The sequence below is a fragment of the uncultured Pelagibacterium sp. genome (assembly GCF_963972885.1).
Lineage (GTDB): Bacteria > Pseudomonadota > Alphaproteobacteria > Rhizobiales > Devosiaceae > Pelagibacterium > Pelagibacterium nitratireducens.
Window position 1 is genome coordinate 12,612 of the sequence record NZ_CAXAXY010000016.1, and the last position, 23,366, is coordinate 35,977.

27 protein-coding genes and 1 tRNA gene are annotated in these 23,366 nt (G+C 60.5%); 16 read left to right on the forward strand and 12 right to left on the reverse strand.

The features are described 5' to 3' along the window. Window positions 1-36 precede the first annotated feature (36 nt). From AACZ55_RS04670 to pyc, 3 genes are all read left to right on the forward strand, one after another. Window positions 37-1,566 (forward strand): bifunctional diguanylate cyclase/phosphodiesterase, encoded by a 1,530-nt coding sequence (locus AACZ55_RS04670; RefSeq protein ID WP_339643625.1) that lies wholly within the window; start codon window positions 37-39, stop codon window positions 1,564-1,566. 89 nt (window positions 1,567-1,655) lie between these two features. Further along, window positions 1,656-2,078, forward strand: coding sequence for a TIGR01244 family sulfur transferase (locus AACZ55_RS04675; RefSeq protein WP_338608932.1), 423 nt, complete (start codon window positions 1,656-1,658; stop codon window positions 2,076-2,078). Window positions 2,079-2,221: 143 nt separating this feature from the next. Continuing rightward, window positions 2,222-5,662: a pyruvate carboxylase gene (gene pyc / locus AACZ55_RS04680; RefSeq protein ID WP_339643629.1), complete on the forward strand. Its 3,441-nt coding sequence runs from the start codon at window positions 2,222-2,224 to the stop codon at window positions 5,660-5,662. 113 nt (window positions 5,663-5,775) lie between these two features. Here the strand turns inward: pyc and AACZ55_RS04685 are convergent, their stop codons facing one another. Both AACZ55_RS04685 and AACZ55_RS04690 read right to left on the reverse strand, forming a co-directional pair. Then, entirely contained in the window at window positions 5,776-5,934 is a 159-nt protein-coding gene (locus tag AACZ55_RS04685) for a DUF3309 family protein (protein WP_338608935.1), read from the reverse strand. Between the two features lie 79 nt (window positions 5,935-6,013). Next, window positions 6,014-6,262 carry a DUF1232 domain-containing protein gene (locus tag AACZ55_RS04690; RefSeq protein ID WP_339643633.1) on the reverse strand — a complete coding sequence of 83 codons (249 nt, stop codon included), beginning with the start codon at window positions 6,260-6,262 and terminating at the stop codon, window positions 6,014-6,016. Window positions 6,263-6,543: 281 nt separating this feature from the next. Here AACZ55_RS04690 and ispG point away from each other — a divergent pair, with 281 nt between their 5' ends. Genes ispG through AACZ55_RS04705 form a run of 3 tightly spaced genes read left to right on the forward strand, consistent with a single transcriptional unit; the run spans window position 6,544 to window position 8,725 of the window. Further along, window positions 6,544-7,788 carry a flavodoxin-dependent (E)-4-hydroxy-3-methylbut-2-enyl-diphosphate synthase gene (ispG, locus tag AACZ55_RS04695; protein ID WP_339643636.1) on the forward strand — a complete coding sequence of 415 codons (1,245 nt, stop codon included), beginning with the start codon at window positions 6,544-6,546 and terminating at the stop codon, window positions 7,786-7,788. Window positions 7,789-7,832: 44 nt separating this feature from the next. Next, window positions 7,833-8,258, forward strand: coding sequence for a GNAT family N-acetyltransferase (locus AACZ55_RS04700; protein ID WP_338608938.1), 426 nt, complete (start codon window positions 7,833-7,835; stop codon window positions 8,256-8,258). Further along, window positions 8,255-8,725 (forward strand): GNAT family N-acetyltransferase, encoded by a 471-nt coding sequence (locus tag AACZ55_RS04705; RefSeq protein ID WP_339643641.1) that lies wholly within the window; start codon window positions 8,255-8,257, stop codon window positions 8,723-8,725. The genes AACZ55_RS04700 and AACZ55_RS04705 overlap by 4 nt, the downstream gene beginning before the upstream one ends. Here AACZ55_RS04705 and AACZ55_RS04710 read toward each other — a convergent pair. Next, the gene (locus AACZ55_RS04710) at window positions 8,722-9,612 is read right to left on the reverse strand and encodes a polyprenyl synthetase family protein (RefSeq protein WP_339643644.1); all 891 of its coding nucleotides are present in this window, start codon (window positions 9,610-9,612) and stop codon (window positions 8,722-8,724) included. The two genes, AACZ55_RS04705 and AACZ55_RS04710, sit on opposite strands and share 4 nt — an antisense overlap. A 72-nt stretch (window positions 9,613-9,684) precedes the next feature. Here AACZ55_RS04710 and AACZ55_RS04715 point away from each other — a divergent pair, with 72 nt between their 5' ends. The 4 genes from AACZ55_RS04715 to AACZ55_RS04730 all read left to right on the forward strand — a co-directional run bounded on the left by AACZ55_RS04715 (window position 9,685) and on the right by AACZ55_RS04730 (window position 12,766). Further along, on the forward strand, window positions 9,685-10,398 hold the full coding sequence (locus AACZ55_RS04715) for a transglycosylase domain-containing protein (RefSeq protein WP_339643647.1): 714 nt from the start codon (window positions 9,685-9,687) through the stop codon (window positions 10,396-10,398). 156 nt (window positions 10,399-10,554) lie between these two features. Then, on the forward strand, window positions 10,555-10,737 hold the full coding sequence (gene rpmF / locus AACZ55_RS04720; RefSeq protein ID WP_041528804.1) for a 50S ribosomal protein L32: 183 nt from the start codon (window positions 10,555-10,557) through the stop codon (window positions 10,735-10,737). Window positions 10,738-10,863: 126 nt separating this feature from the next. Further along, window positions 10,864-12,264 (forward strand): class II fumarate hydratase, encoded by a 1,401-nt coding sequence (gene fumC / locus AACZ55_RS04725; protein WP_338608942.1) that lies wholly within the window; start codon window positions 10,864-10,866, stop codon window positions 12,262-12,264. A gap of 97 nt (window positions 12,265-12,361) precedes the next feature. After that, window positions 12,362-12,766 (forward strand): hypothetical protein, encoded by a 405-nt coding sequence (locus AACZ55_RS04730; RefSeq protein ID WP_338608943.1) that lies wholly within the window; start codon window positions 12,362-12,364, stop codon window positions 12,764-12,766. Between the two features lies 1 nt (window position 12,767). On the opposite strand, the gene AACZ55_RS04735 is transcribed toward AACZ55_RS04730, so the two are convergent. Further along, window positions 12,768-13,025: a hypothetical protein gene (locus AACZ55_RS04735; RefSeq protein ID WP_338608945.1), complete on the reverse strand. Its 258-nt coding sequence runs from the start codon at window positions 13,023-13,025 to the stop codon at window positions 12,768-12,770. A 279-nt stretch (window positions 13,026-13,304) separates the two neighbouring features. On the opposite strand from AACZ55_RS04735, the gene AACZ55_RS04740 reads away from it, so the two are divergent. Then, window positions 13,305-13,793, forward strand: coding sequence for a CAP domain-containing protein (locus AACZ55_RS04740; RefSeq protein WP_339643652.1), 489 nt, complete (start codon window positions 13,305-13,307; stop codon window positions 13,791-13,793). 3 nt (window positions 13,794-13,796) lie between these two features. Here the strand turns inward: AACZ55_RS04740 and AACZ55_RS04745 are convergent, their stop codons facing one another. Beyond that, on the reverse strand, window positions 13,797-14,306 hold the full coding sequence (locus tag AACZ55_RS04745) for a PilZ domain-containing protein (RefSeq protein ID WP_338608947.1): 510 nt from the start codon (window positions 14,304-14,306) through the stop codon (window positions 13,797-13,799). 289 nt (window positions 14,307-14,595) lie between these two features. On the opposite strand from AACZ55_RS04745, the gene AACZ55_RS04750 reads away from it, so the two are divergent. Beyond that, entirely contained in the window at window positions 14,596-14,829 is a 234-nt protein-coding gene (locus AACZ55_RS04750; protein ID WP_339643655.1) for a sulfurtransferase TusA family protein, read from the forward strand. Between the two features lie 4 nt (window positions 14,830-14,833). Here AACZ55_RS04750 and AACZ55_RS04755 read toward each other — a convergent pair whose 3' ends face one another. Continuing rightward, a complete protein-coding gene (locus tag AACZ55_RS04755) occupies window positions 14,834-15,967 on the reverse strand; it encodes a D-alanyl-D-alanine carboxypeptidase family protein (protein ID WP_339643658.1) in 1,134 nt (377 codons plus the stop codon). A 184-nt stretch (window positions 15,968-16,151) separates the two neighbouring features. Here AACZ55_RS04755 and AACZ55_RS04760 point away from each other — a divergent pair, with 184 nt between their 5' ends. Beyond that, a complete protein-coding gene (locus AACZ55_RS04760; RefSeq protein WP_339643661.1) occupies window positions 16,152-16,553 on the forward strand; it encodes a helix-turn-helix domain-containing protein in 402 nt (133 codons plus the stop codon). A 7-nt stretch (window positions 16,554-16,560) separates the two neighbouring features. On the opposite strand, the gene AACZ55_RS04765 is transcribed toward AACZ55_RS04760, so the two are convergent. Beyond that, entirely contained in the window at window positions 16,561-17,484 is a 924-nt protein-coding gene (locus AACZ55_RS04765; RefSeq protein WP_339643664.1) for a hypothetical protein, read from the reverse strand. Continuing rightward, window positions 17,402-18,151 carry a GNAT family N-acetyltransferase gene (locus AACZ55_RS04770; RefSeq protein WP_339643667.1) on the reverse strand — a complete coding sequence of 250 codons (750 nt, stop codon included), beginning with the start codon at window positions 18,149-18,151 and terminating at the stop codon, window positions 17,402-17,404. The genes AACZ55_RS04765 and AACZ55_RS04770 overlap by 83 nt, the downstream gene beginning before the upstream one ends. A 134-nt stretch (window positions 18,152-18,285) precedes the next feature. On the opposite strand from AACZ55_RS04770, the gene AACZ55_RS04775 reads away from it, so the two are divergent. Further along, window positions 18,286-19,737 carry a CHAD domain-containing protein gene (locus AACZ55_RS04775; protein WP_339643670.1) on the forward strand — a complete coding sequence of 484 codons (1,452 nt, stop codon included), beginning with the start codon at window positions 18,286-18,288 and terminating at the stop codon, window positions 19,735-19,737. A 66-nt stretch (window positions 19,738-19,803) separates the two neighbouring features. Here AACZ55_RS04775 and AACZ55_RS04780 read toward each other — a convergent pair. Beyond that, window positions 19,804-19,888, reverse strand: a tRNA-Leu gene (locus AACZ55_RS04780). 281 nt (window positions 19,889-20,169) lie between these two features. Between AACZ55_RS04780 and AACZ55_RS04785 the strand changes: the two genes are divergently transcribed. Next, on the forward strand, window positions 20,170-20,751 hold the full coding sequence (locus AACZ55_RS04785; protein ID WP_339643673.1) for a YqaA family protein: 582 nt from the start codon (window positions 20,170-20,172) through the stop codon (window positions 20,749-20,751). A gap of 12 nt (window positions 20,752-20,763) precedes the next feature. Further along, complete coding sequence (locus tag AACZ55_RS04790; RefSeq protein WP_339643675.1) at window positions 20,764-21,282, forward strand: disulfide bond formation protein B; 519 nt, start codon at window positions 20,764-20,766, stop codon at window positions 21,280-21,282. A gap of 6 nt (window positions 21,283-21,288) precedes the next feature. Here the strand turns inward: AACZ55_RS04790 and AACZ55_RS04795 are convergent, their stop codons facing one another. The 3 genes from AACZ55_RS04795 to AACZ55_RS04805 all read right to left on the reverse strand — a co-directional run bounded on the left by AACZ55_RS04795 (window position 21,289) and on the right by AACZ55_RS04805 (window position 23,354). Beyond that, on the reverse strand, window positions 21,289-21,846 hold the full coding sequence (locus tag AACZ55_RS04795) for an HNH endonuclease (protein ID WP_338608960.1): 558 nt from the start codon (window positions 21,844-21,846) through the stop codon (window positions 21,289-21,291). A 163-nt stretch (window positions 21,847-22,009) separates the two neighbouring features. Beyond that, window positions 22,010-22,669, reverse strand: coding sequence for a prolyl oligopeptidase family serine peptidase (locus AACZ55_RS04800; RefSeq protein ID WP_339643677.1), 660 nt, complete (start codon window positions 22,667-22,669; stop codon window positions 22,010-22,012). A gap of 25 nt (window positions 22,670-22,694) precedes the next feature. Beyond that, on the reverse strand, window positions 22,695-23,354 hold the full coding sequence (locus AACZ55_RS04805; protein ID WP_339643680.1) for a DNA-3-methyladenine glycosylase: 660 nt from the start codon (window positions 23,352-23,354) through the stop codon (window positions 22,695-22,697). Window positions 23,355-23,366 lie beyond the last annotated feature (12 nt).

The window sequence follows — 23,366 nt, forward strand, 5'->3', positions numbered from 1 at the left end:
CGTATGGTCGGGCCGAACAAGCGGTCGTGGCGTTGCATGCGTACAGAACTTTCCCTCACCAATATCTTGGCCGTCTATCGCGGAACTGCCTTTGCCGCAGGGGCGGCCGGCTGCCTTATCGTGTTCACGGCGCTTGAAGCGCTGATTGCCGGCTGGTTGGGCGCAAGGCACGCAGAAGTGGTTTTGCCGGTGGTGGCCATTGCCGGGCTGGCGCTCCTCGCGATCATCGTATGGGGCTATTTTTCGTTGCGCAGGGCGCTCAGCCTTGCCGAAACCCGGCGGCGCGATCTGCTGGCTTCTCTCAACCGTGACGCGCTCACCGGAGCGTTCAACCGCAAATATTTTCTCGACCGGCTGCGGGACATGGTGCGGGAGGCCGAGCGGATGCCGGTCGCCTATATCCAGATCGATATGGATCATCTCAAAGCCATCAACGACGGAACGGGGCATGCGGCAGGAGACCAGGCGCTGGTGCGGTTGGTGCGGACGCTCGAGGAATTGGTGCCCGGCGCGGTGATTGGCCGGTTGGGTGGGGACGAATTTGCCGTGGCACTGTCGGGGGTCAGTTCCAAGGCGGCGCTCAAACGGCTAGGAGACCGGGTGCTCGAAACGCTCGACCGTCCCGAACCTTTGGCTGGACGCGATGTGCGACTGTCGGCCACAATGGGAATTGCTACGGCACCCGGCGATGCGGGCGATGCGGACACGCTGATTTCAAAGGCCGACCTTGCCCTTTACAAGGGCAAGAATGGCGGACGCGGGCGGGTGATCGCCTTTGAACGCGAGTTGCTCAGCGAGGAGCGCTATCAGCGCTTTATCGAGCGAGAATTGCGGGCGGCGATCCTTATGGATGAGCTCGAAATCCACTATCAGCCGGTCTTTGGCCAGGATGGAAGACAGCGTTCTGTCGAGGCGCTGGTGCGCTGGCGGCATTCGGTGCGGGGGATGATTTCGCCCGGAGCGTTCGTTCCGATTGCCGAACAGTCCGATCTGATCGCCAAGCTCGGGCAATGGGTTCTGCGGCGGGTTTGTGCCGATGTCCCGCGGCTGCCCACGAAGGTGGTGGCGATCAATGTATCGGCTGCAGAACTGCGCCATCCCGATTATGCCGCGCGGTTTGCAGAGGAGATTGCTGCGGCAGGGCTGATGGGCGAGCGGTTCATTGTCGAGATTACCGAAACGGCGCCATTGCACAAGAATTCTGCCGAGCGAAAGAATCTCGAATTCCTGCGGGCGCTGGGCGTGCGCATAGCTGTCGATGATTTCGGGGCCGGGCATGCAAGCCTTGGTTATCTGCGCGATCTCTCTTTTGACATCCTGAAAATCGACAGGGCTTATGTCGCTGAAATCACTTCGCGGCCGGTGGATTCGATGATTGTTGAATCGATCTGCAAGATCGCCAAAGGGTTGGGGATCGAGGTGATTGCCGAGGGCGTGGAGACGCCCGAGCAGCATGCGGCGCTGGTTGAGTTGGGCTGCACGGGGTTCCAGGGCTTTCTTTTGGGCCGGCCACAACCGCTTAAAGCCAAGATCGAAGCCGAAGACGCGGCAATCAAAGCGGCCTGACCCTTGTGGGTTCTGTTGCGCACCGGTGGCCTTGATGGCTATAAGAGCGGTGAGTGGTAGGAACTTTTCGGCGTCAGGGAGACCGGGTTTTGGATATCAGAAAGATCAATGACCGCGTGAGCGTTTCGGGGCAGATCCTGCCGTCCGATGTCGAGACGATCAAGCAGGCGGGCTTTGTCTCGATCATCAACAACCGCCCCGATGATGAGGCACCGGACCAGCCGGCAGGTGCCGAAATCGCGACAGCTGCAAAGGCGGCTGGGCTTGGCTATTACGAAATTCCCATGGGCCGCGAGGGCGTGACCCCCGACATGGTGGCCGCCACCCGGCATGCGCTCGATGAGAGCGGCGGGCCGGTGTTTGCATTTTGCCGCTCCGGTACGCGCTCGACGACGCTGTGGGCGCTCAGCCAGGCGGGCACCGAAACATCGGACGCAATCATCGATGCCGCGGCCGGGGCCGGCTACGACATGAGTCATCTGGCCGCGCATCTGGATAAGCCGATTTCCTGACCGCCCGGTTGCCCAGGGCCCTTTCCCCGTTGGCACGGGGTTTCGTCCGGCCGTATGGCGGCCGGTTTTAGTGACGGCAACACGATCTGCGGGCGTGTGTTCCCATGCGCCCCGACACGCTCTAGCAGGGGGTTTCCCAGTCCATGGCCATCAAGAAGATTCTCGTCGCCAACCGCTCAGAGATCGCGATCCGGGTGTTCCGGGCCGCCAATGAGCTGGGGCTGAAAACGGTTGCTGTGTTTGCTGAAGAGGACAAGCTGGCGCTGCATCGGTTCAAGGCGGACGAGGCGTATCTGATCGGGCAGGGCAAGGGGCCGGTGGAAGCCTATCTGCAGATCGACGAATATATTCGCGTGGCCCGAATTTCGGGTGCCGATGCCATCCATCCCGGTTACGGGCTGTTGTCGGAAAGCCCTGAATTTGCCGATGCGTGCGAGGATGCAGGAATCATCTTTATCGGGCCGAAAGCCCAGACCATGCGCGATCTGGGCAACAAGGTCGCGGCACGCAATATGGCGATCAAGGCGGGCGTGCCGGTGGTCCCGGCCACAGACCCTTTGCCCGACGATCTTGATGAAGTGGCCAAAATGGCCGATGCGATCGGCTATCCGCTCATGCTCAAGGCGAGTTGGGGCGGCGGCGGACGCGGCATGCGACGCATCACCGACCCCAAGCAACTGCGGTCCGAAGTGTCCGAAGGCAAGCGTGAGGCCAAGGCGGCGTTCGGCAAGGACGAGATGTATCTCGAAAAGCTTGTTGAAAAGGCCCGGCACGTTGAGGTGCAACTGCTCGGCGACGATCACGGCAATCTGGTGCATCTGTTCGAGCGCGATTGTTCGGTACAGCGGCGCAACCAGAAAGTGGTTGAGCGCGCGCCGGCGCCGTACCTCTCGGAAGAGACCCGCAAGGCGCTGACAGATGCGGCGCTGAAGCTGGGCAATGAGGCGGGTTACCGCTGTGCGGGGACCGTCGAGTTCCTGATGGATGCCCAGACCGACGAGTTCTACTTCATCGAGGTCAATCCGCGCATTCAGGTCGAGCACACGGTGACCGAAGAGGTCACGGGCATCGATATCGTCAAGGCGCAGATCAGGGTTATGGACGGGGCGGTCATCGGGACGCCGCAATCGGGAGTGCCTGAACAAAAGGACATCGTTTTGCATGGCCATGCCCTGCAATGCCGGGTTACCACTGAAGACCCCGAAGAAAACTTCATCCCCGATTACGGGCGGATAACGGCCTATCGCGGGGCGACCGGGTTCGGCGTGCGGCTCGATGGCGGGACGGCCTATTCGGGCGCGATCATCACCCGGTTCTACGACCCGCTCTTGGAAAAGGTGACCTGCTGGGCGCCGACGCCTGAAGAAGCGATTGCGCGGATGGACCGGGCGCTGCGCGAATTCCGCATTCGCGGCGTGTCGACCAATCTTGCGTTCCTCGAAAACATCATTTCGCACCCCAAATTCCGCGACAACACCTATACAACGCGGTTTATCGACACGACGCCCGAGCTGTTCGATATCGAAAAGCGCAAGGATCGGGCGACCAAGCTTTTGACCTATATCGCCGATGTGACGGTCAACGGTCACCCCGAAGTGCGTGACCGGCCAAGGCCGCCAACCAATGCGGCGGCGCCGGTGATCCCGGAATATCCGCCGCTTTCCGTCGTCGAGGGCAGCCGGCAGATCCTCGAGCGCGATGGCGCCAAGGGGCTGGCTGACTGGATGAAGGCGCAAAATCGGGTGCTGTTCACCGACACGACGATGCGCGACGGGCACCAGAGCCTTCTGGCCACCCGCATGCGCACCTTCGACATGGAAAAGATCGCCAAGGCCTATAGTCGCGGCCTGCCTGACCTGTTTTCGCTCGAATGTTGGGGCGGGGCGACGTTTGACGTTTCCATGCGGTTTCTGAACGAGGATCCATGGGAGCGGCTGAAAAAGATTCGCGAGGGGGCGCCCAACATTCTGACCCAGATGCTGCTGCGCGGGGCGAATGGTGTCGGTTACACCAATTATCCCGACAATGTCGTGCAGTTCTTTGTCAAAAAGGCCGCTGAAGGTGGAATCGATATTTTTCGGGTGTTCGATTGCCTCAACTGGGTCGAGAACATGCGGGTCGCCATGGATGCGGTGATCGAGAGCGGCAAGGTCTGCGAGGGCGTCGTGTGCTACACCGGCGACATGCTCGACCCGGACCGGGCAAAATATGATCTGAAATACTATGTTGGGCTGGCCAAGGAACTCGAAGCTGCGGGCGCGCATGTGCTGGGCATCAAAGACATGGCCGGGGTGATGAAGGCGCCGGCGGCCAAAAAGCTGTTTGCGACGCTTAAAAGAGAGATCGGGTTACCGATTCATTTCCATACCCACGACACGTCGGGGGCTTCGGCGGCGACGGTGCTTGCGGCCTGTGAGGCCGGAGTGGACGCGGTCGATGCGGCGATGGATTCGTTTTCGGGCACGACGAGCCAGCCCACTCTTGGGTCTCTGGTCGCCGCGCTTGAAGGGACCGAGCGCGACGCGCAGCTTTCGCCGAAGGCGATAAGAGAAATCTCGTTTTACTGGGAAGCGGTGCGCACGCAGTATCGCGCCTTTGAGAGTGACTTGAAGGGCGGCGCTTCCGAGGTCTATCTGCACGAAATGCCGGGCGGGCAGTTCACCAATCTCAAGGAACAGGCCCGCTCGATGGGGCTGGAAACCCGCTGGCACGAAGTCGCCCAGACCTATGCAGACGTCAACCAGATGTTTGGTGATATCGTCAAGGTGACGCCAAGCTCCAAAGTGGTGGGCGATATGGCGCTGGCCATGGTGTCATCGGGTCTCAAGCGTGCCGACGTCGAGAGCCCTGAAAAGGATGTGTCGTTCCCCGATTCGGTGATCGGGTTTTTTGCCGGCGATCTGGGCCAGCCGACTGGCGGGTTTCCTGAGGCGCTGCAAAAAAAGGTTCTGAAGGGGAAGAAGGCCCTGACCGAGCGTCCCGGCAAGGGGCTGGCTCCGGCTGATCTCGAAGCAGAGCGCAAGAAGGCCGAGGAGGCCTCTGGCATGGAAATCGACGATTTCCGGCTTGCCTCGTATCTCATGTATCCGAAAGTCTTTGCCGAATTCGCCAAGGCCCAGGACCTTTACGGGCCGACCGAAGTGCTGCCCACGCCCGTCTATTTTTACGGACTTAATCCGGCCGACGAGATTATGGTCGATCTCGAAAAGGGCAAGACCATGGTGGTCCAGTTCCTCGGCCAGTCGGAAACCAATGAAAAGGGCATGGTGCGGGTGTTTTTCGACCTCAACGGTCAGCCTCGCGCCGTGGCCGTTCCTGACCGGCTCAAGGCCGGCGACATCGTTGCCCGCCCCAAGGCGACAACAGGCGATGTCAAACAGGTTGGCGCACCCATGCCGGGGGTTGTCTCATCGTTGGCCGTGCAAGCAGGCCAGAAGGTCGAGGCTGGCGATGTGCTGCTTTCGATCGAAGCCATGAAGATGGAAACCGCGCTGCACGCCGAGGCCGACGGGACCGTGGCCGAAGTTCTCGTCAAGCCCGGCGATCAGATCGATGCCAAGGACCTCTTGATCCGGCTGGACTAAAAAAGGACGGCGCGGAAAATCCGGGCCGTCCAAGGGGAGGAGATCAATCATAGAGCCCGGAATCCCCGGGAAGGACAGCCCGCACCAGAAAGGATGCGCGGGCCGTCAAACAGCTAGATCGTACCCATCAACATCAGGATGAGGATAACGACCAGAATGACACCGAGAATACCGGTCGGGCCGTAGCCCCAGGCGCGTGAATATCCCCAAGTGGGCAAAGCGCCGATCAAAAGCAAAATCAAAATGATAATCAGAATTGTCGAAAGGCCCATTTTTCAAATTCCCTCACAGTGACCATTATGGCCCGTAAAACTTTTGTGAGGGACAAATGGTTCCCGCGGACAGGCTATTTTACATACGGCGCGCCGTTCCATCAATGATCGGGCCGTCCCGGCGCGCGCGAACCGGTGCGGTTACCGGCAGGCGCGAAACGATCCAACTGACCAGGAGCGGCACCAGAATAATGTCGTCGACCCAACCGAGCAGCGGAATGAAATCCGTGATCAGATCGATGGGCCAGACCAGATAGGCCGCGGCCGCAAAGGTCGCGAACTTGAGATAGAGCGGGGTGCCCGGCGACCAGAAGGCCTTCCAGAGCAAAAGTGCTTCCTTGCGAAACCGCAGGAAGCGAGGCAGCAGGAGGGAAGCGAGGTTCTTTATCATGAGTTTTAGATAGGGATCGGCGAGCAGCGTTCAAGGCCGCTAAAGCATTTCAGCGCTTCTTGGAATCGCTTCAATTTCTCGCAGTCTTTATTGGTCGTGCTTCCGAACCGGATAAGTGGTGCTCACTTATCCTGGAAGCACTCCTGGTCGCACGGGTGTAACATTGCACTGGTCTTTGTGAAGGCTTATGTGTTCGACGAGAACAAAGAGTACGGGTCATGTCAGGTCCAGCGCAGCGCAAAACAACGGTCGGGGTCGATGTCGGCGGAGTGATGGTGGGAGGCGGCGGCCCCATTGTGGTCCAGTCGATGACCAATACCGACACCGCCGATATCGATGCAACAGTGCGTCAGGTCGCGGCGCTGGCGAGGGCCGGTTCGGAGATTGTCCGCATTACCGTGGACCGGGACGAGGCCGCCGCTGCGGTGCCTCATATCCGCGACCGGCTTATGGTGCGCGGTGTCAACGTGCCGCTGGTGGGCGATTTCCACTATATCGGGCACAAGCTGCTGTCCGACCATCCCGCGTGTGCGGAGGCTTTGGCCAAGTACCGGGTCAATCCGGGCAATGTTGGCTTCAAGGACAAGCGCGACAAGCAATTCTCCCAGATGATCGAGATCGCCAACCGGTACGACAAGCCGGTGCGGATCGGGGTCAATTGGGGCTCGCTCGATCAGGAATTGCTGACCGTTCTGATGGATGAAAACGCGGGCCGGACCGATCCCTGGAGCGCAGCGCATGTTCAGCGCGAAGCCATCATCCGCTCGGCGATCCTTTCGGCCGAGCGGGCCGAAGAGCTGGGCATGGGACGCGACAAGATCATCCTGTCGACCAAGGTGTCGGACGTCCAGCAGCTGATTTCGGTCTATCAGGAACTGGCGGTGCGTTGCGATTACGCGCTGCATCTGGGACTAACCGAAGCGGGAATGGGGTCCAAGGGGATCGTCGCCTCCTCGGCGGCGCTGGGCATCCTGCTGCAGCAGGGTATTGGCGATACGATCCGCATTTCGCTGACCCCCGAACCGGACGGCGACCGGACGCTTGAGGTCAAGGTGGCGCAGGAATTGCTCCAGACAATGGGGTTTCGTCAGTTCGTGCCTGTGGTAGCGGCTTGCCCCGGTTGCGGCCGGACGACGTCGACGACGTTTCAGACTTTGGCAAAAGATATCCAGGACCATCTCTCAACCTCAATGCCTGAATGGCGGGAGAAATATCCTGGCGTTGAGGCCATGAGCGTTGCGGTGATGGGGTGCATCGTCAACGGGCCGGGGGAATCCAAGCACGCCGATATCGGCATTTCGCTGCCCGGCACCGGGGAAACGCCATCGGCGCCTGTGTTTATAGAGGGCCAGAAGGTGACGACGCTCAAGGGCGCCGATGTTGCCGACCAGTTCAAGCGCATGGTTGCCGATTATATTGAAAACCGGTTCGGGGCAGGGCGGGCCAAGCCAGCGGCGGAATGAGCTCTGTTCTCCTTGATAGCATTGTAACGCTTGATTCGCGGGTTTTGGCTGATCACACGACAGAAGCGGGCGACGCGTTTGATGTTGCGGATTATCGGCAAAAGGTTGCGGCATCGCTCGAAAAATCCCAACTGATCTGCGTCGAGCGGAATGGCCGGCATGTGGCTCATACCTATTTCTGGCCGCTGGCGGAGGGGCGCTGGTTTGTCGGTGCGTTCAGTGTCGATCCGGCGCATCGCAACGCATCGGTTCTGGCCGAAATCGGGCGGCGGATGGCGGCTATCATGGAAGACAAGGGTATCGAGACGCTCGAAAGCCATGTCTATCGCACCAATACATTGTCATTGGCGTTCCATGAAAAGCTTGGGTTTGAGCGGTTCATGGAAAACGAAAAGGGGTTCGCCCTTCGTATCGAGCGGGCGCGCATTGCGGGATCGGCGCTCGGCAGGCGTTTGGGCCGGCGGCGATGAGCACGATTACCATTCGCCCGGCGCTGGCGGGAGACGCCGAAGAGGCGGCTGTGCTGCTGCGGCGCTCGATTGTCGAGCTTTGCGTACCCGACCATGGCAATGATGCCGAGCGGCTGGAGCACTGGCTTTCCAACAAGACGCCCGAGCACTTTTTGAAGTGGATCGATGATCCGCTCAATACGATTTTTGTGGCTTTCGCCAATGGCCACATGGCCAGCGCCGGAGGGGTTCGGGAGAGGGAGGGGATCGTCCTCAACTATGTGCATCCCGAGAGTCGGTTCATGGGCGTATCGGGGGCGATGATGGTTCATCTCGAACAGATGTTGAGCGCGCGGGGGGAGTCAGTGGCCTATCTGTTCAGCACGATAACCGCGCGGCGGTTCTATGAGGCGAGAGGGTACCGCGAACGCGATCTCTTGCCTGAACAGCGACCGGCTTACGGAATTGCCATGGAAAAGCGGCTTTAGTGACTGCGGTCGGCGAAATGCCGAATGAGCGACCGGAGGCGATCTGCGCTTGGGCCGAAATTCTCCAGCGCATCGAGACCGTTTGCTACGGCATCGTCCAAGACCTTCCGGGCGGCATCAAGGCCGCTGCGGGCAATGATCGTCGATTTGTTTTGCGCCACATCCTTGCCGGCGGTCTTGCCCAGCGCATCGGAGGTGGCGGTGACATCGAGGATGTCATCTGCGATCTGGAAGGCGAGCCCGGCGGCGGTCCCGAAGCGGATCAGTTCGGCTCGCTGGGTGGAGTTGGCATTGCCGAGAATGGCGCCCATTTCAACGCCCACCCGGATCAGGGCGCCGGTTTTTTTGGCCTGCATCGTGAAAATCGCGTCTTCGTCGAGCGGGTTTGTTTCGCCTTCGATATCGAGGACCTGTCCACCCACCATGCCGGCGGATCCGGCTGCATGGGCGAGGGTCAGAACCAGTTCGGCGCGGATGGCTGGATCGGGATGGCTGCGCGGATCGGACAAGAGCGCAAAAGCTTCGGTCAGAAGCGCGTCGCCGGCCAGGATGGCGAGAGCCGGATCGAAGGCTTTCCAGACGGTGGGTTTGCCGCGGCGGAGTTCGTCATGGTCCATGTCGGGCAGATCGTCATGGACGAGGGAATAACAATGGATCATTTCGAGTGCGGCGCCCACAGCGAGGCTTTTTTCGTGCGGCACGTCAAACAGCGAAGCGGAAAGGCGCACGAGGAAGGGGCGCAGGCGCTTGCCGCCGCCCAGCGTACCGTGCGCGATGGCGGCCAAGAGGCGCTCGGGGGCGTCGAGCGTTGCAATATGGGCGGCCAGAAACGCTTCGGTCTGGGTGGCGCAATCGGCAAGCTGGGAATCGAATTGATCTTCGGTCATGGCAAGATTTGCTAAAGCCTCCGTGTCCATTCTACAAGCGCGCTCGTTTGCGACTGAACCGGGAGGCGACATTTGGCCAGACGGCGGAAAAGGCGGGGCTGGAAATCCTGGGTGGCGGTGCCGCTGGTGCTGGCCGCGGCGCTGGTGGCCATTCCGCTGGTGCTGGTGCCACTCTATTGGGTGGTGCCGCCGGTTTCCACGCTGATGATCGGCCGATATGTCACCGGCCAGCCCGTGACGCGCATATGGCGCGATCTCGACGAGATTTCCGACAGGCTCAAAACGTCGGTGGTCCTCTCTGAAGACTGGCAGTTCTGCACTCATCACGGGGTCAATGTCGCAGCACTGCGAACCGAGATCGACAAATTTCTGGCTGGACGCGAGGCCCGGGGGGCGTCGACCATCACCATGCAGGTGGCGCGGAACCTGTTTCTGACCAATTCGCGCTCTGTGGTGCGCAAAGCGCTCGAGGTGCCGCTGGCCATGTACATCGATCTTGTGTTGCCCAAGCAGCGGATCATGGAGATCTATCTCAATATCGCAGAATGGGGCCCCAACGGGGAGTTCGGCGTGGAGGCAGGAGCGCAGGCGGCGTTTGGGACAAGCGCTGAAAGTTTTTCATGGCAGCGCGCCACGCTACTTGTGGTGACGCTGCCCAATCCACATGTGCGGCGGCCCGGCAACCCGACGTCGGGGCTGGTTCGGACGGCCGGAATTGTCGAAGTGAGAGTGCAGCGGTTTTCATCGCAGGCCGAGTGTCTGTTCGACGGGGCACCGGCGCTATGAAAGCGTGCGATTTTCCTGACCGACAGACTAGCCAAGGCCCCGGTGATCCTGTATAGAGCGCCACGATCCCAATAGGGTAAAACGGTTTTGGCGTGGCCGGCGCGGCAGAGTTCTATTGCCTGAGCAGGGCACGCAGCATGAAAATGGAGTAGTCAAATGGCAGTCCCCAAAAGGAAGACGACGCCGATGAAGCGCGGGTTCCGCCGTTCGGCCGATGCGCTCAAGGGCGCAGCTTATGTTGAAGACAAGGACAGCGGCGAGCTTCGCCGTCCGCACCATGTCGATCTGAAGTCCGGCATGTATCGCGGCCGTCAGATTCTTGAGCCCAAGGGCAACTGATTGCTTAAAGCTCTGGTGCTTTAGACCAAAGCGCCATTGACGGGTTCGCCCGTCCAGAATACGGCCAGTCCTTGAAACAGGGACTGGCCTTTTTATTGGCCAGTACCCAGCCACTGGAGGATTGTGATGAGCACGCGGACTGAAACCGACTCTATGGGCCCTATCGAGGTTCCAAACGAGAAATATTACGGGGCACAGACCGCACGCTCGCTGATGAATTTCGATATCGGCGGCGAAAAGATGCCGCTCGAAATCGTCCATGCCTTCGGAACTCTGAAAAAGGCTGCGGCGGTCACCAATACAAAACTCGGGCTTATGGACGAAACGACCCGCGACCTCGTGGTCGCGGCGGCCGATGAGGTGATCTCCGGTAAGCTCGACGATCATTTTCCGCTGGTTGTCTGGCAGACCGGGTCCGGCACCCAATCGAACATGAACGTCAACGAGGTGATTTCCAACCGCGCCATCGAAATGGCCGGCGGGGAGATGGGCAGCAAGAAGCCCGTGCACCCCAATGACCATGTTAATATGAGCCAAAGCTCCAACGACACCTATCCCACCGCCATGCATATCGCGGCGGTGACCATTGTCGAGGACAAGCTGTTCGCCAAGGTCAAGCTGCTGCGCGACACGCTGGCGAAAAAGTCCGAGGAGTTCATGGACGTGGTCAAGATCGGCCGCACCCATCTTCAGGATGCGACGCCTCTGACGCTGGGGCAGGAAATTTCGGGCTGGGTGGCGCAGATCGACCTGGCGCTCAAGGCCATTGAGGCGAGCTTGCCGCAATTGCGCGAACTGGCGCTGGGGGGAACAGCTGTGGGGACGGGGCTTAACACCCACCCCGACTATGCGCGCATGGTGGCCGAGGAAATTTCGACTCTTTCGGGGCATCAGTTTGTGACGGCGCCCAACAAGTTTGCGGTGCTGGCCGGGCACGATGCGTTCGTCGGGGCTTCGGGTGCATTAAAGCAACTGGCGGTTGCGTTCATGAAAATCGCCAATGATGTGCGCTGGCTGGCCTCTGGGCCGCGCTCGGGACTGGGTGAGATCACCATTCCCGAAAACGAGCCCGGCTCCTCGATCATGCCGGGCAAGGTCAACCCGACTCAGTCTGAAGCCATGACCATGGTCGTGGCGCAGGTGATGGGCAATGACGCCACCATTGGGTTTGCGGCGAGCCAGGGCAATTTCGAGCTCAATGTCTATAAGCCGGTCATCGCGTTCAACTTCATCCAGTCAGTGAGGCTTTTGGCCGACGCGGCCAAATCGTTCAACGACAATTGCGCCATCGGCATTGAGCCGGACCGCAAGAAGATCAACGAGCATTTGAACAATTCGTTGATGCTGGTGACCGCACTCAATCGCAAGATTGGTTACGACAACGCGGCTAAGATCGCCAAAACGGCGCACAAGAACGGCACGACCTTGCGCGAGGAAGCCATTGCGCTGGGGCTTTTGAGCGGTGACGAGTTCGACGCCGAGGTGCGGCCCGAGCAGATGGTCGGGCCGATCACCATCAAGAAGTAACGTAGGGCCGGTCGGTGACCGGCCTTTTTTCTGGCCAAAATCGGGGTTTTGAGGCAGGGTCGCACCCATGAGACCACCTGCCCGACGGAACCCATCGATGTTTATGCCGCCGCTCCTGGCACTGCCCCTGATCGTTTACAATGTGATGGCGCTGTTCGGCTTTGCCGACGGTGCGGCCTGGATGTCGCCGCTCGCGACCATTTCCATGGTCTCAGGCGGCGTATGGGCGTTGAGCGTGGGGGACGTCTTCGTGCTTGTTTCGCTGGTGCTGCTGTTTGGCGAAATTCTCAAATCGACACGGTTCGGCAATGCCTCGGTGGTCGATCACATGCTTTCGACTGCAGTGTTTGTGATCTGTCTCGTGGAATTTCTGCTGGTGGGCTACGCCGCGACGTCGGTGTTTTTCATCCTGATGGTCATGGCGCTGATCGACGTGATCGCCGGATTTACCGTTTCCATCCGTGCCGCAGCGCGGGACGTGCAGTTTGGCGGGACCGAATAGGTCAGGCCGAAACCGATTTGCGGTAGCCCATGGGTAAGCGTTTGAGATCGCTTGTTTCGATGGCGCGATAGAACTGGCTGGCGCGCGATTCGCGTGAAGGCGAGGCCGGTGTACTGGCGCGGGCGGAGTCGATCAATTGGGCGAGAAAAGCCGCCTGCGGCGCCGAGCCGGCAAGGGACGGTCTGGCGCGCGGCACGGAAAGGCTGACCGGGAGGCGGTGTCCCGAAATCGTCCGTTTCTCTGGCTTGCTCGTATCCACTTGCGCGGTTCCGTTTCAAAGTGGGACATGTGTCCCGTTCTGGCACGCATCGAGTGCCCTGCTCCCCCAGAAGTCGCAATCGCCGTGCCAGTTGGCAATGTTTCGTTAACATTTGCCACAGGCAATCGAGCGCATGGTTAACGTGGCGGAGGGACTTTGGTTCGGGCAGGAGAGAGCACGGTTAACGACGCGGTAAGGGAAGCGCCGCAATTTCGCGGCTTTGTTGCGCTTTTAGGGCGTCAAGATATTTTATTGGACCAGACCCGAGAGGCCGAACCTATGACCCTTGAGCTCGCCCCTACCCGACTGAGCGCGATTGCGCTTGCCCTTTTCTGCGTCGGCGGGCTTGCCGCCTGCTCAGGGGCGCCGTCTTCGACAGGTGGTGGGCTGGCGCCGGGCCTTGTCGGTCAGATCAATGTGCCGGGCGCTCAGATGGATCGGCAGGCGGCGCTGGGGATCATCAACCAGTACCGCGCGGTGCGCGGGGCCGCGCCGCTGAGCGCCGATCCGGCACTCGATGCGCAGGCTCAGAGTGTTGCAGCGCAATATGCGAGCACGGGTAACCCGCCAACTCGTCCGGCAGGCACAACCAATATGCGGCTTTCTGCGGGCTATACCAATTTTGCCGAGACGTTTTCGGGGTGGCGCAACAGTCCAGCCGATGCCGATGTTCTGGCGCAGGGCGATGCGCGGCGCGCCGGGTTCGCTGCCGTGTACGAGCCGAATTCGGCCTACGGCGCGCATTGGGTGATGCTGTTGGCTCGGTAGGGGCTAAGCCTCTTCCAGCAGGCGCTTGCGCAGTTCGGCGCGGGGACAGATGAGTTTGTGCTCGAGACTGTCGTAATCGACGCGGGTCAGAAATTCGATGGCAAAGCCGGGGTCGAGCATGCGCACGACGCGCCCGACCACGGTACCCAGCGCCATCGGCATACCGATTTCGACACCGAGATCGGCAGAGATGGCGGCTCCGGTCATCGAAATATCGATCACGAAACAATCGATCATCGTTCCATCGGCCAGAATGATGGTTGACTGGGGGTCCTTGGGCGTGACGCGCCGGTAGCGGCGGTTCTCGGAAACCTCGTAATTCTTGTGCTGCTCAAGCCATTGGACGTGCGAGGCGAGGCGCTCGCGTTCCTCATCGGTCATATCGAGCGACATTGTAAAGCCAAAGCCCATGGGGCGGGCGATCTGGCCGCGCAGCACACCGAACTCCTCGAAATGGGCCGTCACCCAATCCCCCACATCGCCGCCGATCGGGGCGGCAACGGACATGGTCATTGGTGAAATCCGTTGCACGCGACAAGCGAAATAGGATTTCTTATCATTTGTGCTGGGCCACTTTTCGAGGTGGTATCGTCCCGGCATATTGGTCATAAGCCGAAGGCGGTCATCCAACCGGGGCCGGCTCGTGCGGGCGTCGGCCCGTTTCACCTGTGTCATCGCAATGCTCCCCCAAGAGGGAAATACCTTACAGTATTAATCCTTAATAAACATTGACGTTTGTAATTGACGGGTTCTTGGGGTGTAGCCGCTTTGCCCGTGTACTCGTTTCTCGGTGAATAAAGATATGGGCGATACTGTTGTCGATGCGCGTGGACTCAAATGTCCGCTGCCCGTCCTCAAGCTCGAAAAGGCGCTGGCGCGCGCCAAAGCGGGCGAGACGATTGTGGTGCTGGCGACCGATCCCATCGCGCGGATCGATATCGCCCTCTATTGCCATCAGGAGGGACACGCACTCGATACGCGCGACGAGGGTAAAGCCGTCCGGTTTACTGTGATCAAGTCCCCAATTGCGGGGTGAAGCCTCAGGGATTGGGCGTCAGTGACACGATCGAGGAATCGCCAAAGCCGGCCGAAAGGTTCTGATTGGCAGGACTTCCAGCTGCGATGTCAGGTATTCCCGGTCGGGGGCGGGGCAGAGGCACGTCGGCCAGCCGGCCAAGCGTTGCAATGGTGTGAGTGGGCGGAACTATGGTGTCGTTGAGATAGGAAATCTGGCCATCAAGGCCGGCAGAAAAAATCTCGGCACGTTCCTCGGTGTACTGCGAAGCATTGGTGCCGCAGATATCAGTGCGCATGTCGACGGGCAAAAGACCGGGCTGGTTGACGACGGCGTTAACGGTGCGGCCCGTGCCGCGATAGCCACCGGCAAAGCCCGAAAACAGCATCTGGGCGGTCATCTCGCCACGTTCGCGTGAAGAACTGGCCCCCAAGGTTATGGCCATCAATTGCCGCCCGCCGCGGGTTACGGTGGCCACTATATTGAGCCCGGACGCGCAGACATAGCCGGTCTTCATCCCATCGGTGCCGGAAAAGCCGGTCAGAAGCTCGTTGTTGGACTGCGACCGTGAATCGCCGAGCGCCACGGTGCGGGTGGAAAACAGTGCATCATACTGGGGGAAACGCGCCCTGATGGTCAGCGCGATCATGGCGATGTCACGCGCGGTGGTTACCTGGGCTGGGTCGTGCAGGCCGTGGGGATTGACGAAATGGGTGCCAGTCAGCCCCATAATCGCTGCGCGGGCGTTCATCATGTCAACGAAGGCTGGCTCGCTGCCAGCGATGGTTTCGCCAATGGCGACGGCGATGTCATTGGCTGATTTTACAACCAGGATATAGAGCGCATCCTCGAGCGTGATTGCGGTCCCCTCGGGCAGGCCCAGCTTTGAGGGCGCCGCCGAAAGCGCGTTTGCCGAGGTTATGACGGGCGTGGACAGCGAAGCCTGTCCGGTCTCGATGGCCTCGAACGCGATAAGCGCTGTCATCAGCTTGGTCAGGGAGGCAGGATGCCAAGGAATGCCGGCCTCGTTTTCGTACAGCACCTCATTGGTGCGCATATCTATGAGCAATTGCGGCAGCGCGAGTGCTGAAGACAGGGTGGCAGCAAGGATGCCGAGAACCAGGACGCAAATGGACAGCAACCGCTGGACAGACTGCACCGCGCTCACTCCGTTACCGTTTCGTTAATCATCGGGCCGATCCATAACAGGGCAAATTTGGCCAAACAATGCCCGCAAGCCTTCTTTGGGCAATTTGGCCGGGGCAAGGCTTTTGGGTCAAGGGTTCCCATTGGTAACCAAGAGGAATATATGTAACCTAATTCAATCTCAGAGGTATGCTGCAATGGCCGGTATCGAGCCTGATGAAGCAACGGTTTGCACGGCGATGGGCGATATACTCAACCGGATTGGCGACAAGTGGAGCGTCATGGTGGTGGGTAGGCTCAAGGGCGGCACCATGCGCTTTTCCGAACTGCGTAGGGCCATTGACGGGGTATCCCAGCGCATGCTCACGCTTACCCTCCGCAATCTTGAACGTGACGGGCTTGTGACGCGCACCGTCTATGCGGAAATTCCACCCCGGGTGGAATATACGTTGACCGAAATGGGTCGTACGCTGACGGGGCCGATTGGGGCGCTTTGGGACTGGGCGGCAGAACATCAGGATCAAGTGGCGCGGGCGCGTATCCATTATGATCGCGCCCAAGATGGGGCCGCCATACAGCCCGAGCGCCGGCGGGCCTGATCCTTGCTCATTGTGCGACTGCGATGTGCAGATGGTCCTGGTGCAGCCCGTCGGTGAATGATTTGCCGCCGACGCCGTCAAGGGCCCAGGGTGAGCCGATCTGACGGATTTCGGGCTGCTGGTAGAGCCACTGCACCGTCTGATGGACCGCCGATCCGTCCGCTCTGCCGTCGATGACCAGAGTGTCGCCGAGCCTGTATATATCGACGGCCCGCCCCCTTGTGTGATCGGATTGCCGGTCGGTCCCGAACACCTCATAGGGATGGCCCTGCGAAAGTGTAACCACGCCGAAAGGGAACCGTTCGGCAAGGCGCGCCATGACGGCGAGCAGGTTCTGGGAAATACTGCCTGACAGAATGTCCCAACGGGCCGAATCCGGCATTTCGATCCGAGGATCGTTGAGAACTGCGAGAGCCTGAGGCGAGGGCGGGGCGGGCTCAGTAATCAGCGTGCCGCCGATGGAAGCGAGATCGGCAAAGCGCCAAATCCCATCGGACAGCGCCAATCTGACATCAAGGGTTCGTATGAACACCCGAATGTCCTCGGATGTGCCAACCATCTGTTCGACGACCACCATGACCGAGGCGGAGTTGGCGCCCAGACCACCGAGCTGGGGATAGATGATCCGTCCCTTCGACCACGCCCCGGGGATGTGGAATGTGGCCGCCAGTTCCTTTGCTTCGGAACCCGCGAAGTCGAGCCGTCGAGCGATCTGTTCAGCGGTTTCTGTTTGGGAGTAAGTGGTCAGCGCCAGCGCAACCTGGCTCGCCAGACGCTTGGCGTTGGGATGGGTCTCGTTTTGGGAAAGTGGTTCGGCTCCGTTCTGATGGGTGGCCGGGTTGACGATATCAGGGGCGTTGGGGACGGGTGGAAGCTGGGCCCAGCCGTTTTGGATAAGCGCGCACAACAGTGTAAGCGACCCGACCGCCATCCCTATCCTCATAAGCGCCTTCCTCATCAAATATCAGCCTGTATTCCCTCAGCGTGGCGCCGTCCTGGCTCTTATGCTGTCCAACCAGCCGGCAGCCCAGTCTTTCAAAAAACGGTGTGCCCAGTCCACCCTCCTCGGTGACCAACAGAGCCCGATGGATTCCCAGCAAGGTTGCGTGGCTGGCGAAGCCCTGGATCAGCCGGCGTCCAACGCCGCGGCGGCGCGCATTGACGTCGGTCACGATATGGCTCAGCACAGAAACCGGTCGCGAGGTGGCTTTGGGTCCGCTCGAACCCGATGGGGTGAGCCCCACGTGGCGGGCGATGCCCTTGGCGTAACGTCCGGCGCGGGTGCAGGCAAAATCGAGAGCGACCTGAGGGCGGGTGAGCATGGCACTGCATCCAGCCAGCGCGAGTTTCGAGCCGAAATTACGGGTAACCCAGCGGTAGTGTTCGGCATTCGAAGTGGTGCCGAACAGGGCCCCCACTACAGTGCCCTCGTCGCGGGCCACCAGCGCGATTCCATAGGGCGAACTGGCGAAACTTTGCTGATAGAGGCCAAGGAAATGCCGGCCGAGCTTGGGAAAAAGCCCAAGACGCAGATTGTCGCGATGCAGGCTGGCTGTAACAGGGATATCGGCTTGATTGAGCGGTTCGATGGACAGCATGGCCGCAATCCTTGGGGCGCGTTAACTTTGATGGACAAAAGGTTAATGCAAAAGCCCTTCCGCCGTTCCTCGATTGCTCTCGAAATACATTTCGTATTGGGTAGGGCAGTTTTGTTGAACTGGCAGATTTTGCGATGGGTAAGGAAATTGAACTCAAGCTGCAGATCGCGCCCGGGGCTGCGGGGCCGGTTCTCCAGTGGGCGGAGGTGCATGGAGAGTTGGGGCGGCGGGATTTGCGCTCGGTCTATTTCGACACACCCGGTCGCTCACTGGCTATGGCGGGGCTCTCGCTGAGGACGCGCTTTGACGGGGCGCAATACGTCCAGACCGTGAAAGCCACGCAAGGCAAGGCTGCGGGGCTGTTCGCGCGTAATGAGTGGGAAAAGCCGGTGCCGTCCGAGCAGCCTGAACCGGGTTCGGATACGCCGTTGGCCGGGCTGCCACCCCAAACGCTGGACGCGCTGGCGCCGCTGTTTTCGCTCGAGGTGGAGCGACGGAGCCTCGACATTGCGCGCCAAGACGGCGTCGTTGAACTCGCGATAGATACCGCAATTGTTGTAGCCGACGACCGACAAAGCGATTTCTGCGAGATCGAACTCGAACTGAAATCGGGTGGGGCCCATGTGCTGTTCGAGCTGGCGCGGGAACTGGACGCGCTGGCCAGTGTGCGGCTCGGGGTGATGACCAAATCGGAACGCGGCAACCGGTTGCTCGACGCGGTGGCCGAGAGTGTCAAGGCCGAGTTCATACCGCTTTCAGCCGACCAGAAGGTCTCGGACGGGTTTTCGGTGATTGCCGCTGCGTGCATGCGGCAATATCGGCTGAACGAGGATATCCTGGTGCGGCGGCGTTCGCCCGAAGCTTTGCATCAGGCGCGAGTGGGCCTGCGGCGGCTGCGTTCGGCGCTCACGCTGTTCAAGCCGGCGGTCGAGGACGGGCGGTACGTCCATTTTCGGGACGAACTCAAATGGCTGGCGCAGGAATTGGGCGATGTGCGCGATCTCGACGTGCTCTACGGTCGTGCGCAATCGAGTGAGTTGCGGATCGCCATCGGTAGGTTGCGTGAAGAGGCCCAGGATGGGCTCGAGGCGATACTGGGGTCGGCGCGGGCCCGAGCGTTGATGGTGGACCTCGCCGAGTGGATCGCCGTGGGAGCGTGGCGAGACGATGGCGATGGGTCACATGAAGGCGTGCTCGGCGAATTTGCCGCTCAGGCGCTGGAGAAAGCTTTCAGTAAGTTCAAAAAGCGCAGCGACGGGCTGGCTGGGCTCGGCGATGAGGATCGGCACGAGGTGCGCAAGCTGGCCAAGAAGCTGCGCTATGGAGCCGAGTTTTTTGCCGGACTCTATACCGGCAAAAAGCCCGCCAAGCGACATGGCCGATTCATCGACGGGCTGCAGGCGGTTCAGGACAAGCTGGGCACGCTCAACGATCTTGCGGCGGCGCCGGATCTTCTGGCAAGCAACGGATTGGACGGTACCGAGGGGGCGGAAGGAGTGTTGTCGGGCGCCGACACGACCGAAACGCTTGAAAGCGCTGAGGCGGCGCGTGACAGCTTGATTGGTCTCAAGCCCTTCTGGCACTAGGGAATTTTCGCGTTCGCCGGTGCGATTGAGGCGGCGCCAGCGGACTGCCTATAAAGCCAAAGATAATGGTGCGGGTGGCCGGAATCGAACCGGCACTCCTTTCGGAACTGGATTTTGAGTCCAGCGCGTCTACCAATTCCACCACACCCGCAGCAGATTTGTCGCGGCGGACTATAGGCAAACAGTGCGCCGCGTCAATTGCCCCGGGCCGGCCTTTTTGCGTTCCGTTGTGATTTTGATGCCGGAACGACCGATCAGCGCGCTGGCCCGCGCGGTGCGATAAGAGCGCTTTGGCGCTTTTTGAACCTTTTGCCGATAGGGATAGTGAAGTGCTCGCGGGCTGCGCCGTAAATCCGGCGTGATCGTGATTGAAAAGTTAGTGCGGATGGAGCATGGCTTGCCGGCCCGCCCGCCAGTTGGGGACGACTATATATGCTGCGCCGCCTTTATGACTGGGCCATGAGAATGGCCGCGAGCCGACAGGCTCCCTATGCCCTGGCCGGGGTGAGTTTCGCCGAAAGCTCGTTTTTTCCGCTGCCGCCCGATGTGATGCTGATCCCCATGGTGGTGGCAGACCGCAAGTCGGCTTGGTGGAATGCCACGATCTGCACGATCGCCTCGGTGCTGGGGGGGATATTCGGGTATGTGATCGGCGCGTTCCTGTTCGAGCCGCTGGCGCGGCCGATCATCGATTTCTACCACTACGGACCGGCGTTCGAGCAGCTCCAGCAATGGTTTGCCGATTACGGGTTGCTGATCGTCTTTGTCGCCGGGTTCACGCCGGTTCCCTATAAGGTGTTTACCATAGCGTCCGGCTTTGCCGGGCTGTCGCTTCCGGTCTTCGTTCTCGGTTCGATTATCTCGCGCGGTGCGCGGTTCTTTCTCGTGGCGACGCTGCTCTATTTCTTCGGCCCACCGATCCGCGATTTTATCGAAAAACGGCTCGGTCTGGTCACAATGGTGTTTACCGTATTGTTGATCGGCGGGTTCGTCGCCATCCGCTATCTGAGCTAGGATTTTCGCCTCATGTCGCAGACTTCTCCACTTTCACCGGCATCGGATCGGGTCAAGGCCGGCGCGGCATTCGTTCTGGGGCTTGCCGCCATTCTCGGAGCGTTGGCGTTCCAGTTCATCGGCGGGCTCTATCCGTGCGAATTGTGCCTGACCCAGCGCTGGCCCTATTATATCGGCCTGCCGCTACTGGCCCTGGCGCTGATCGTTTGGAGAAAGCTTCCGACGCCATTCCGGGTGGGACTGATGGGCGTGGTTGCCGGCTTGTTTGCCTGGGGCGCCTGGGTGGGGGGCTATCACGCAGGTGTGGAATGGGGCTGGTGGCCCGGTCCGCAGAGCTGTACCGGGGTCGGCGACGACGCTGTCAGCCTCGATATGCTTTCGGACATGAGCGATGTGCGCATTGTGCCGTGCGACGCCATTCAGTGGGAGATGGCCGGCATCTCGCTGGCCGGGTTTAACGCACTGATATCGGCAGCCATCGTGGTGTTGCTGGTACTCGCCATCATTGGACAGTTGCGCCGCAAAGCGTAAGCCGGCCTACGGCTCGAGTTCGATATCCCAATAGAGATAATCGAGCCAGCTATCGTGGAGATAGTTGGGTGGGAAAGCCCGGCCGTTATTGTGCAGATCGTGCACTGTGGGCTGGAAGGGCTTCTGGCGCGGGATCATGCCGATTTCGCGCGGGGTGCGATTGGCCTTGCGCAAATTGCAGGGCGAGCAGGCGGCAACGATGTTTTCCCAGGTCGTGCGGCCACCCTTTGAGCGCGGCAGGACGTGATCGAAGGTCAGATCGTGGCGCGAGCCGCAATACTGGCACTGGAAACGATCTCGCAGGAAAACGTTGAAGCGGGTAAAGGCGGGGTATTTGGCGGGCTGGACATAGTCTTTGAGCGAAATGACGCTCGGCAGGCGCATCTCGAAGCTCGGACTTCGGACCACCTTGTCGTATTCGGAGACAATATGAACGCGGTCCAGGCAAACGGCCTTTATTGCGTCCTGCCAGTTCCAAAGGGACAATGGATAATAGCTGAGCGGCCTGAAATCGGCGTTCAGGACAAGAGCGGGACAGGCCTGAGGTGACACGTGGATTGTCACAAAATCCTCCGGGGCATGGACTTAACCTCCCCGCAACGCTTCCAATCCTGAATGCGCTCTGACCGCTGCCGGAAGCGCTCCGGCGATTCCATCGCTATACTCTACGCCTCTTGTGACAGAGCTGTGAAGAACTTTGTTGAAAAGCTGCGGGGAATCCAACCTGCTAGAGGATTTCGCGTAGGAAGACGGTGGCCGTATCGAGCCCGTCCTGGGCAATGGTGTGTCCCGAGCCTTGGGAAATATGGAGCTTTGCATCAATGCCGAGATCGAGGAGTCTGGGCAGTGCGGTTTGGCTTCCGATGACCGGAACGACCTCGTCCATATCGCCATGGATAAGCAGCACGGGAGGCTTGGAGGCGATTTCGGCATCGAGCTTTTCCGGCGCGACGAGAAGGCCGGAAAAGGCGATGATGGCCTTGAGGGCTTCGGGACGGCGCAGGCCGGTATAGAGCGCCATCATGGCCCCTTGCGAAAAGCCGGCGAGGACGGTGTCGGCGGGGCCAAGACCTGTCTGGGCCCAGAGGTCGGCGAGGAACGTTTCAAGGACCGGGTGGGCGGTCTCGGCGCCGGTGAGCCGCGCCAGCGTGCGGTCGCGTTCGAGATCAAGCGGAAACCATTCATAGCCGAACGGATTGCCGCCGCAGACATGGGGTGCGTTGGGGGCGACGAACATCGTATCGGGGAAACTGTCGCGCCAGAACTGGCCGAGTGCGATCAGGTCACGGCCATCCGAACCATAGCCGTGGAGGAGCACGACGAGACTTTTCGCGGCTCCTGAAACCGCGGGCAGCATGGGGCCGGAGAGCTTTACGGGTTCGGTCATCGATGGTCCTTGGATTGAGGGAGAATCATAGGGCGTCCCAGGCGTCGGAATTTTTCATGGCCGAGAAATAGCGCCAGAACATCAGGGCGGCGGCGCCCCGGTGCGGCGACCATTGGGCGGCCAGGGGGATCAAGTCCTTGGGCAGCGGGCGCGCGGGAAGATCGAAAGCGTGTTCGACGGCCTTTTGCAGGGCAAGGTCGCCGGCGGGAAAGATGTCGGGGTGGCCGGCGCAGAACAGGAGATAAATCTCGGCAGTCCAGGGGCCGACGCCCTTGAGGCGGGTGAGGGTCTCGATGGCGTCGTCGGGCTCCATCACATCGACCTGGGAAAAGTCCAATCCCTGCTCGGTGATGGCGAGGGCGACGCCGCGAATCGTTTCGAATTTTCCCCGCGAAAGCCCGGTTTTCCGCAGGGTCTGTTCGTCGAACCCGAGATAGGCGTCCGGGGTTATGGCGCCCAGCGCCTCGACCCGGCCCCAGATGGCGCGGGCGGAAGCGACCGAGAGCTGCTGGCCGCAAACGATACGGGCCATGCCCTCAAAGCCGGATGGCGAGGTGCGCAGGGTGATCTCGCCCGCCCGGCTTATGGCAGCGGCAAGGCGTTGATCGCGCTGGCTTAATCCCTCGAGATGAGCGGCGAGCGCCTGGGCGCTGTCGAGCCGGGCTGGAGTGGCAAGGGCGCTCATGATAGGGGCTTT

What these genes read in the sequence shown, in the direction of transcription:
- pyc (WP_339643629.1), top strand. Translation starts at nt 2,222, where the DNA reads ATGGCCATCAAGAAGATTCTCGTCGCCAACCGCTCAGAGATCGCGATC.
- AACZ55_RS04745 (WP_338608947.1), bottom strand. Translation starts at nt 14,306, where the DNA reads ATGACCATGTCCGTTGCCGCCCCGATCGGCGGCGATGTGGGGGATTGG.
- AACZ55_RS04685 (WP_338608935.1), bottom strand. Translation starts at nt 5,934, where the DNA reads ATGGGCCTTTCGACAATTCTGATTATCATTTTGATTTTGCTTTTGATC.
- AACZ55_RS04775 (WP_339643670.1), top strand. Translation starts at nt 18,286, where the DNA reads ATGGGTAAGGAAATTGAACTCAAGCTGCAGATCGCGCCCGGGGCTGCG.
- ispG (WP_339643636.1), top strand. Translation starts at nt 6,544, where the DNA reads ATGTCAGGTCCAGCGCAGCGCAAAACAACGGTCGGGGTCGATGTCGGC.
- AACZ55_RS04705 (WP_339643641.1), top strand. Translation starts at nt 8,255, where the DNA reads ATGAGCACGATTACCATTCGCCCGGCGCTGGCGGGAGACGCCGAAGAG.
- AACZ55_RS04730 (WP_338608943.1), top strand. Translation starts at nt 12,362, where the DNA reads ATGTTTATGCCGCCGCTCCTGGCACTGCCCCTGATCGTTTACAATGTG.
- AACZ55_RS04790 (WP_339643675.1), top strand. Translation starts at nt 20,764, where the DNA reads ATGTCGCAGACTTCTCCACTTTCACCGGCATCGGATCGGGTCAAGGCC.
- AACZ55_RS04770 (WP_339643667.1), bottom strand. Translation starts at nt 18,151, where the DNA reads ATGCTGTCCATCGAACCGCTCAATCAAGCCGATATCCCTGTTACAGCC.
- AACZ55_RS04670 (WP_339643625.1), top strand. Translation starts at nt 37, where the DNA reads ATGCGTACAGAACTTTCCCTCACCAATATCTTGGCCGTCTATCGCGGA.
- AACZ55_RS04805 (WP_339643680.1), bottom strand. Translation starts at nt 23,354, where the DNA reads ATGAGCGCCCTTGCCACTCCAGCCCGGCTCGACAGCGCCCAGGCGCTC.
- AACZ55_RS04710 (WP_339643644.1), bottom strand. Translation starts at nt 9,612, where the DNA reads ATGACCGAAGATCAATTCGATTCCCAGCTTGCCGATTGCGCCACCCAG.
- AACZ55_RS04800 (WP_339643677.1), bottom strand. Translation starts at nt 22,669, where the DNA reads ATGACCGAACCCGTAAAGCTCTCCGGCCCCATGCTGCCCGCGGTTTCA.
- fumC (WP_338608942.1), top strand. Translation starts at nt 10,864, where the DNA reads ATGAGCACGCGGACTGAAACCGACTCTATGGGCCCTATCGAGGTTCCA.
- AACZ55_RS04740 (WP_339643652.1), top strand. Translation starts at nt 13,305, where the DNA reads ATGACCCTTGAGCTCGCCCCTACCCGACTGAGCGCGATTGCGCTTGCC.
- rpmF (WP_041528804.1), top strand. Translation starts at nt 10,555, where the DNA reads ATGGCAGTCCCCAAAAGGAAGACGACGCCGATGAAGCGCGGGTTCCGC.
- AACZ55_RS04765 (WP_339643664.1), bottom strand. Translation starts at nt 17,484, where the DNA reads ATGGCGGTCGGGTCGCTTACACTGTTGTGCGCGCTTATCCAAAACGGC.
- AACZ55_RS04750 (WP_339643655.1), top strand. Translation starts at nt 14,596, where the DNA reads ATGGGCGATACTGTTGTCGATGCGCGTGGACTCAAATGTCCGCTGCCC.
- AACZ55_RS04760 (WP_339643661.1), top strand. Translation starts at nt 16,152, where the DNA reads ATGGCCGGTATCGAGCCTGATGAAGCAACGGTTTGCACGGCGATGGGC.
- AACZ55_RS04785 (WP_339643673.1), top strand. Translation starts at nt 20,170, where the DNA reads ATGCTGCGCCGCCTTTATGACTGGGCCATGAGAATGGCCGCGAGCCGA.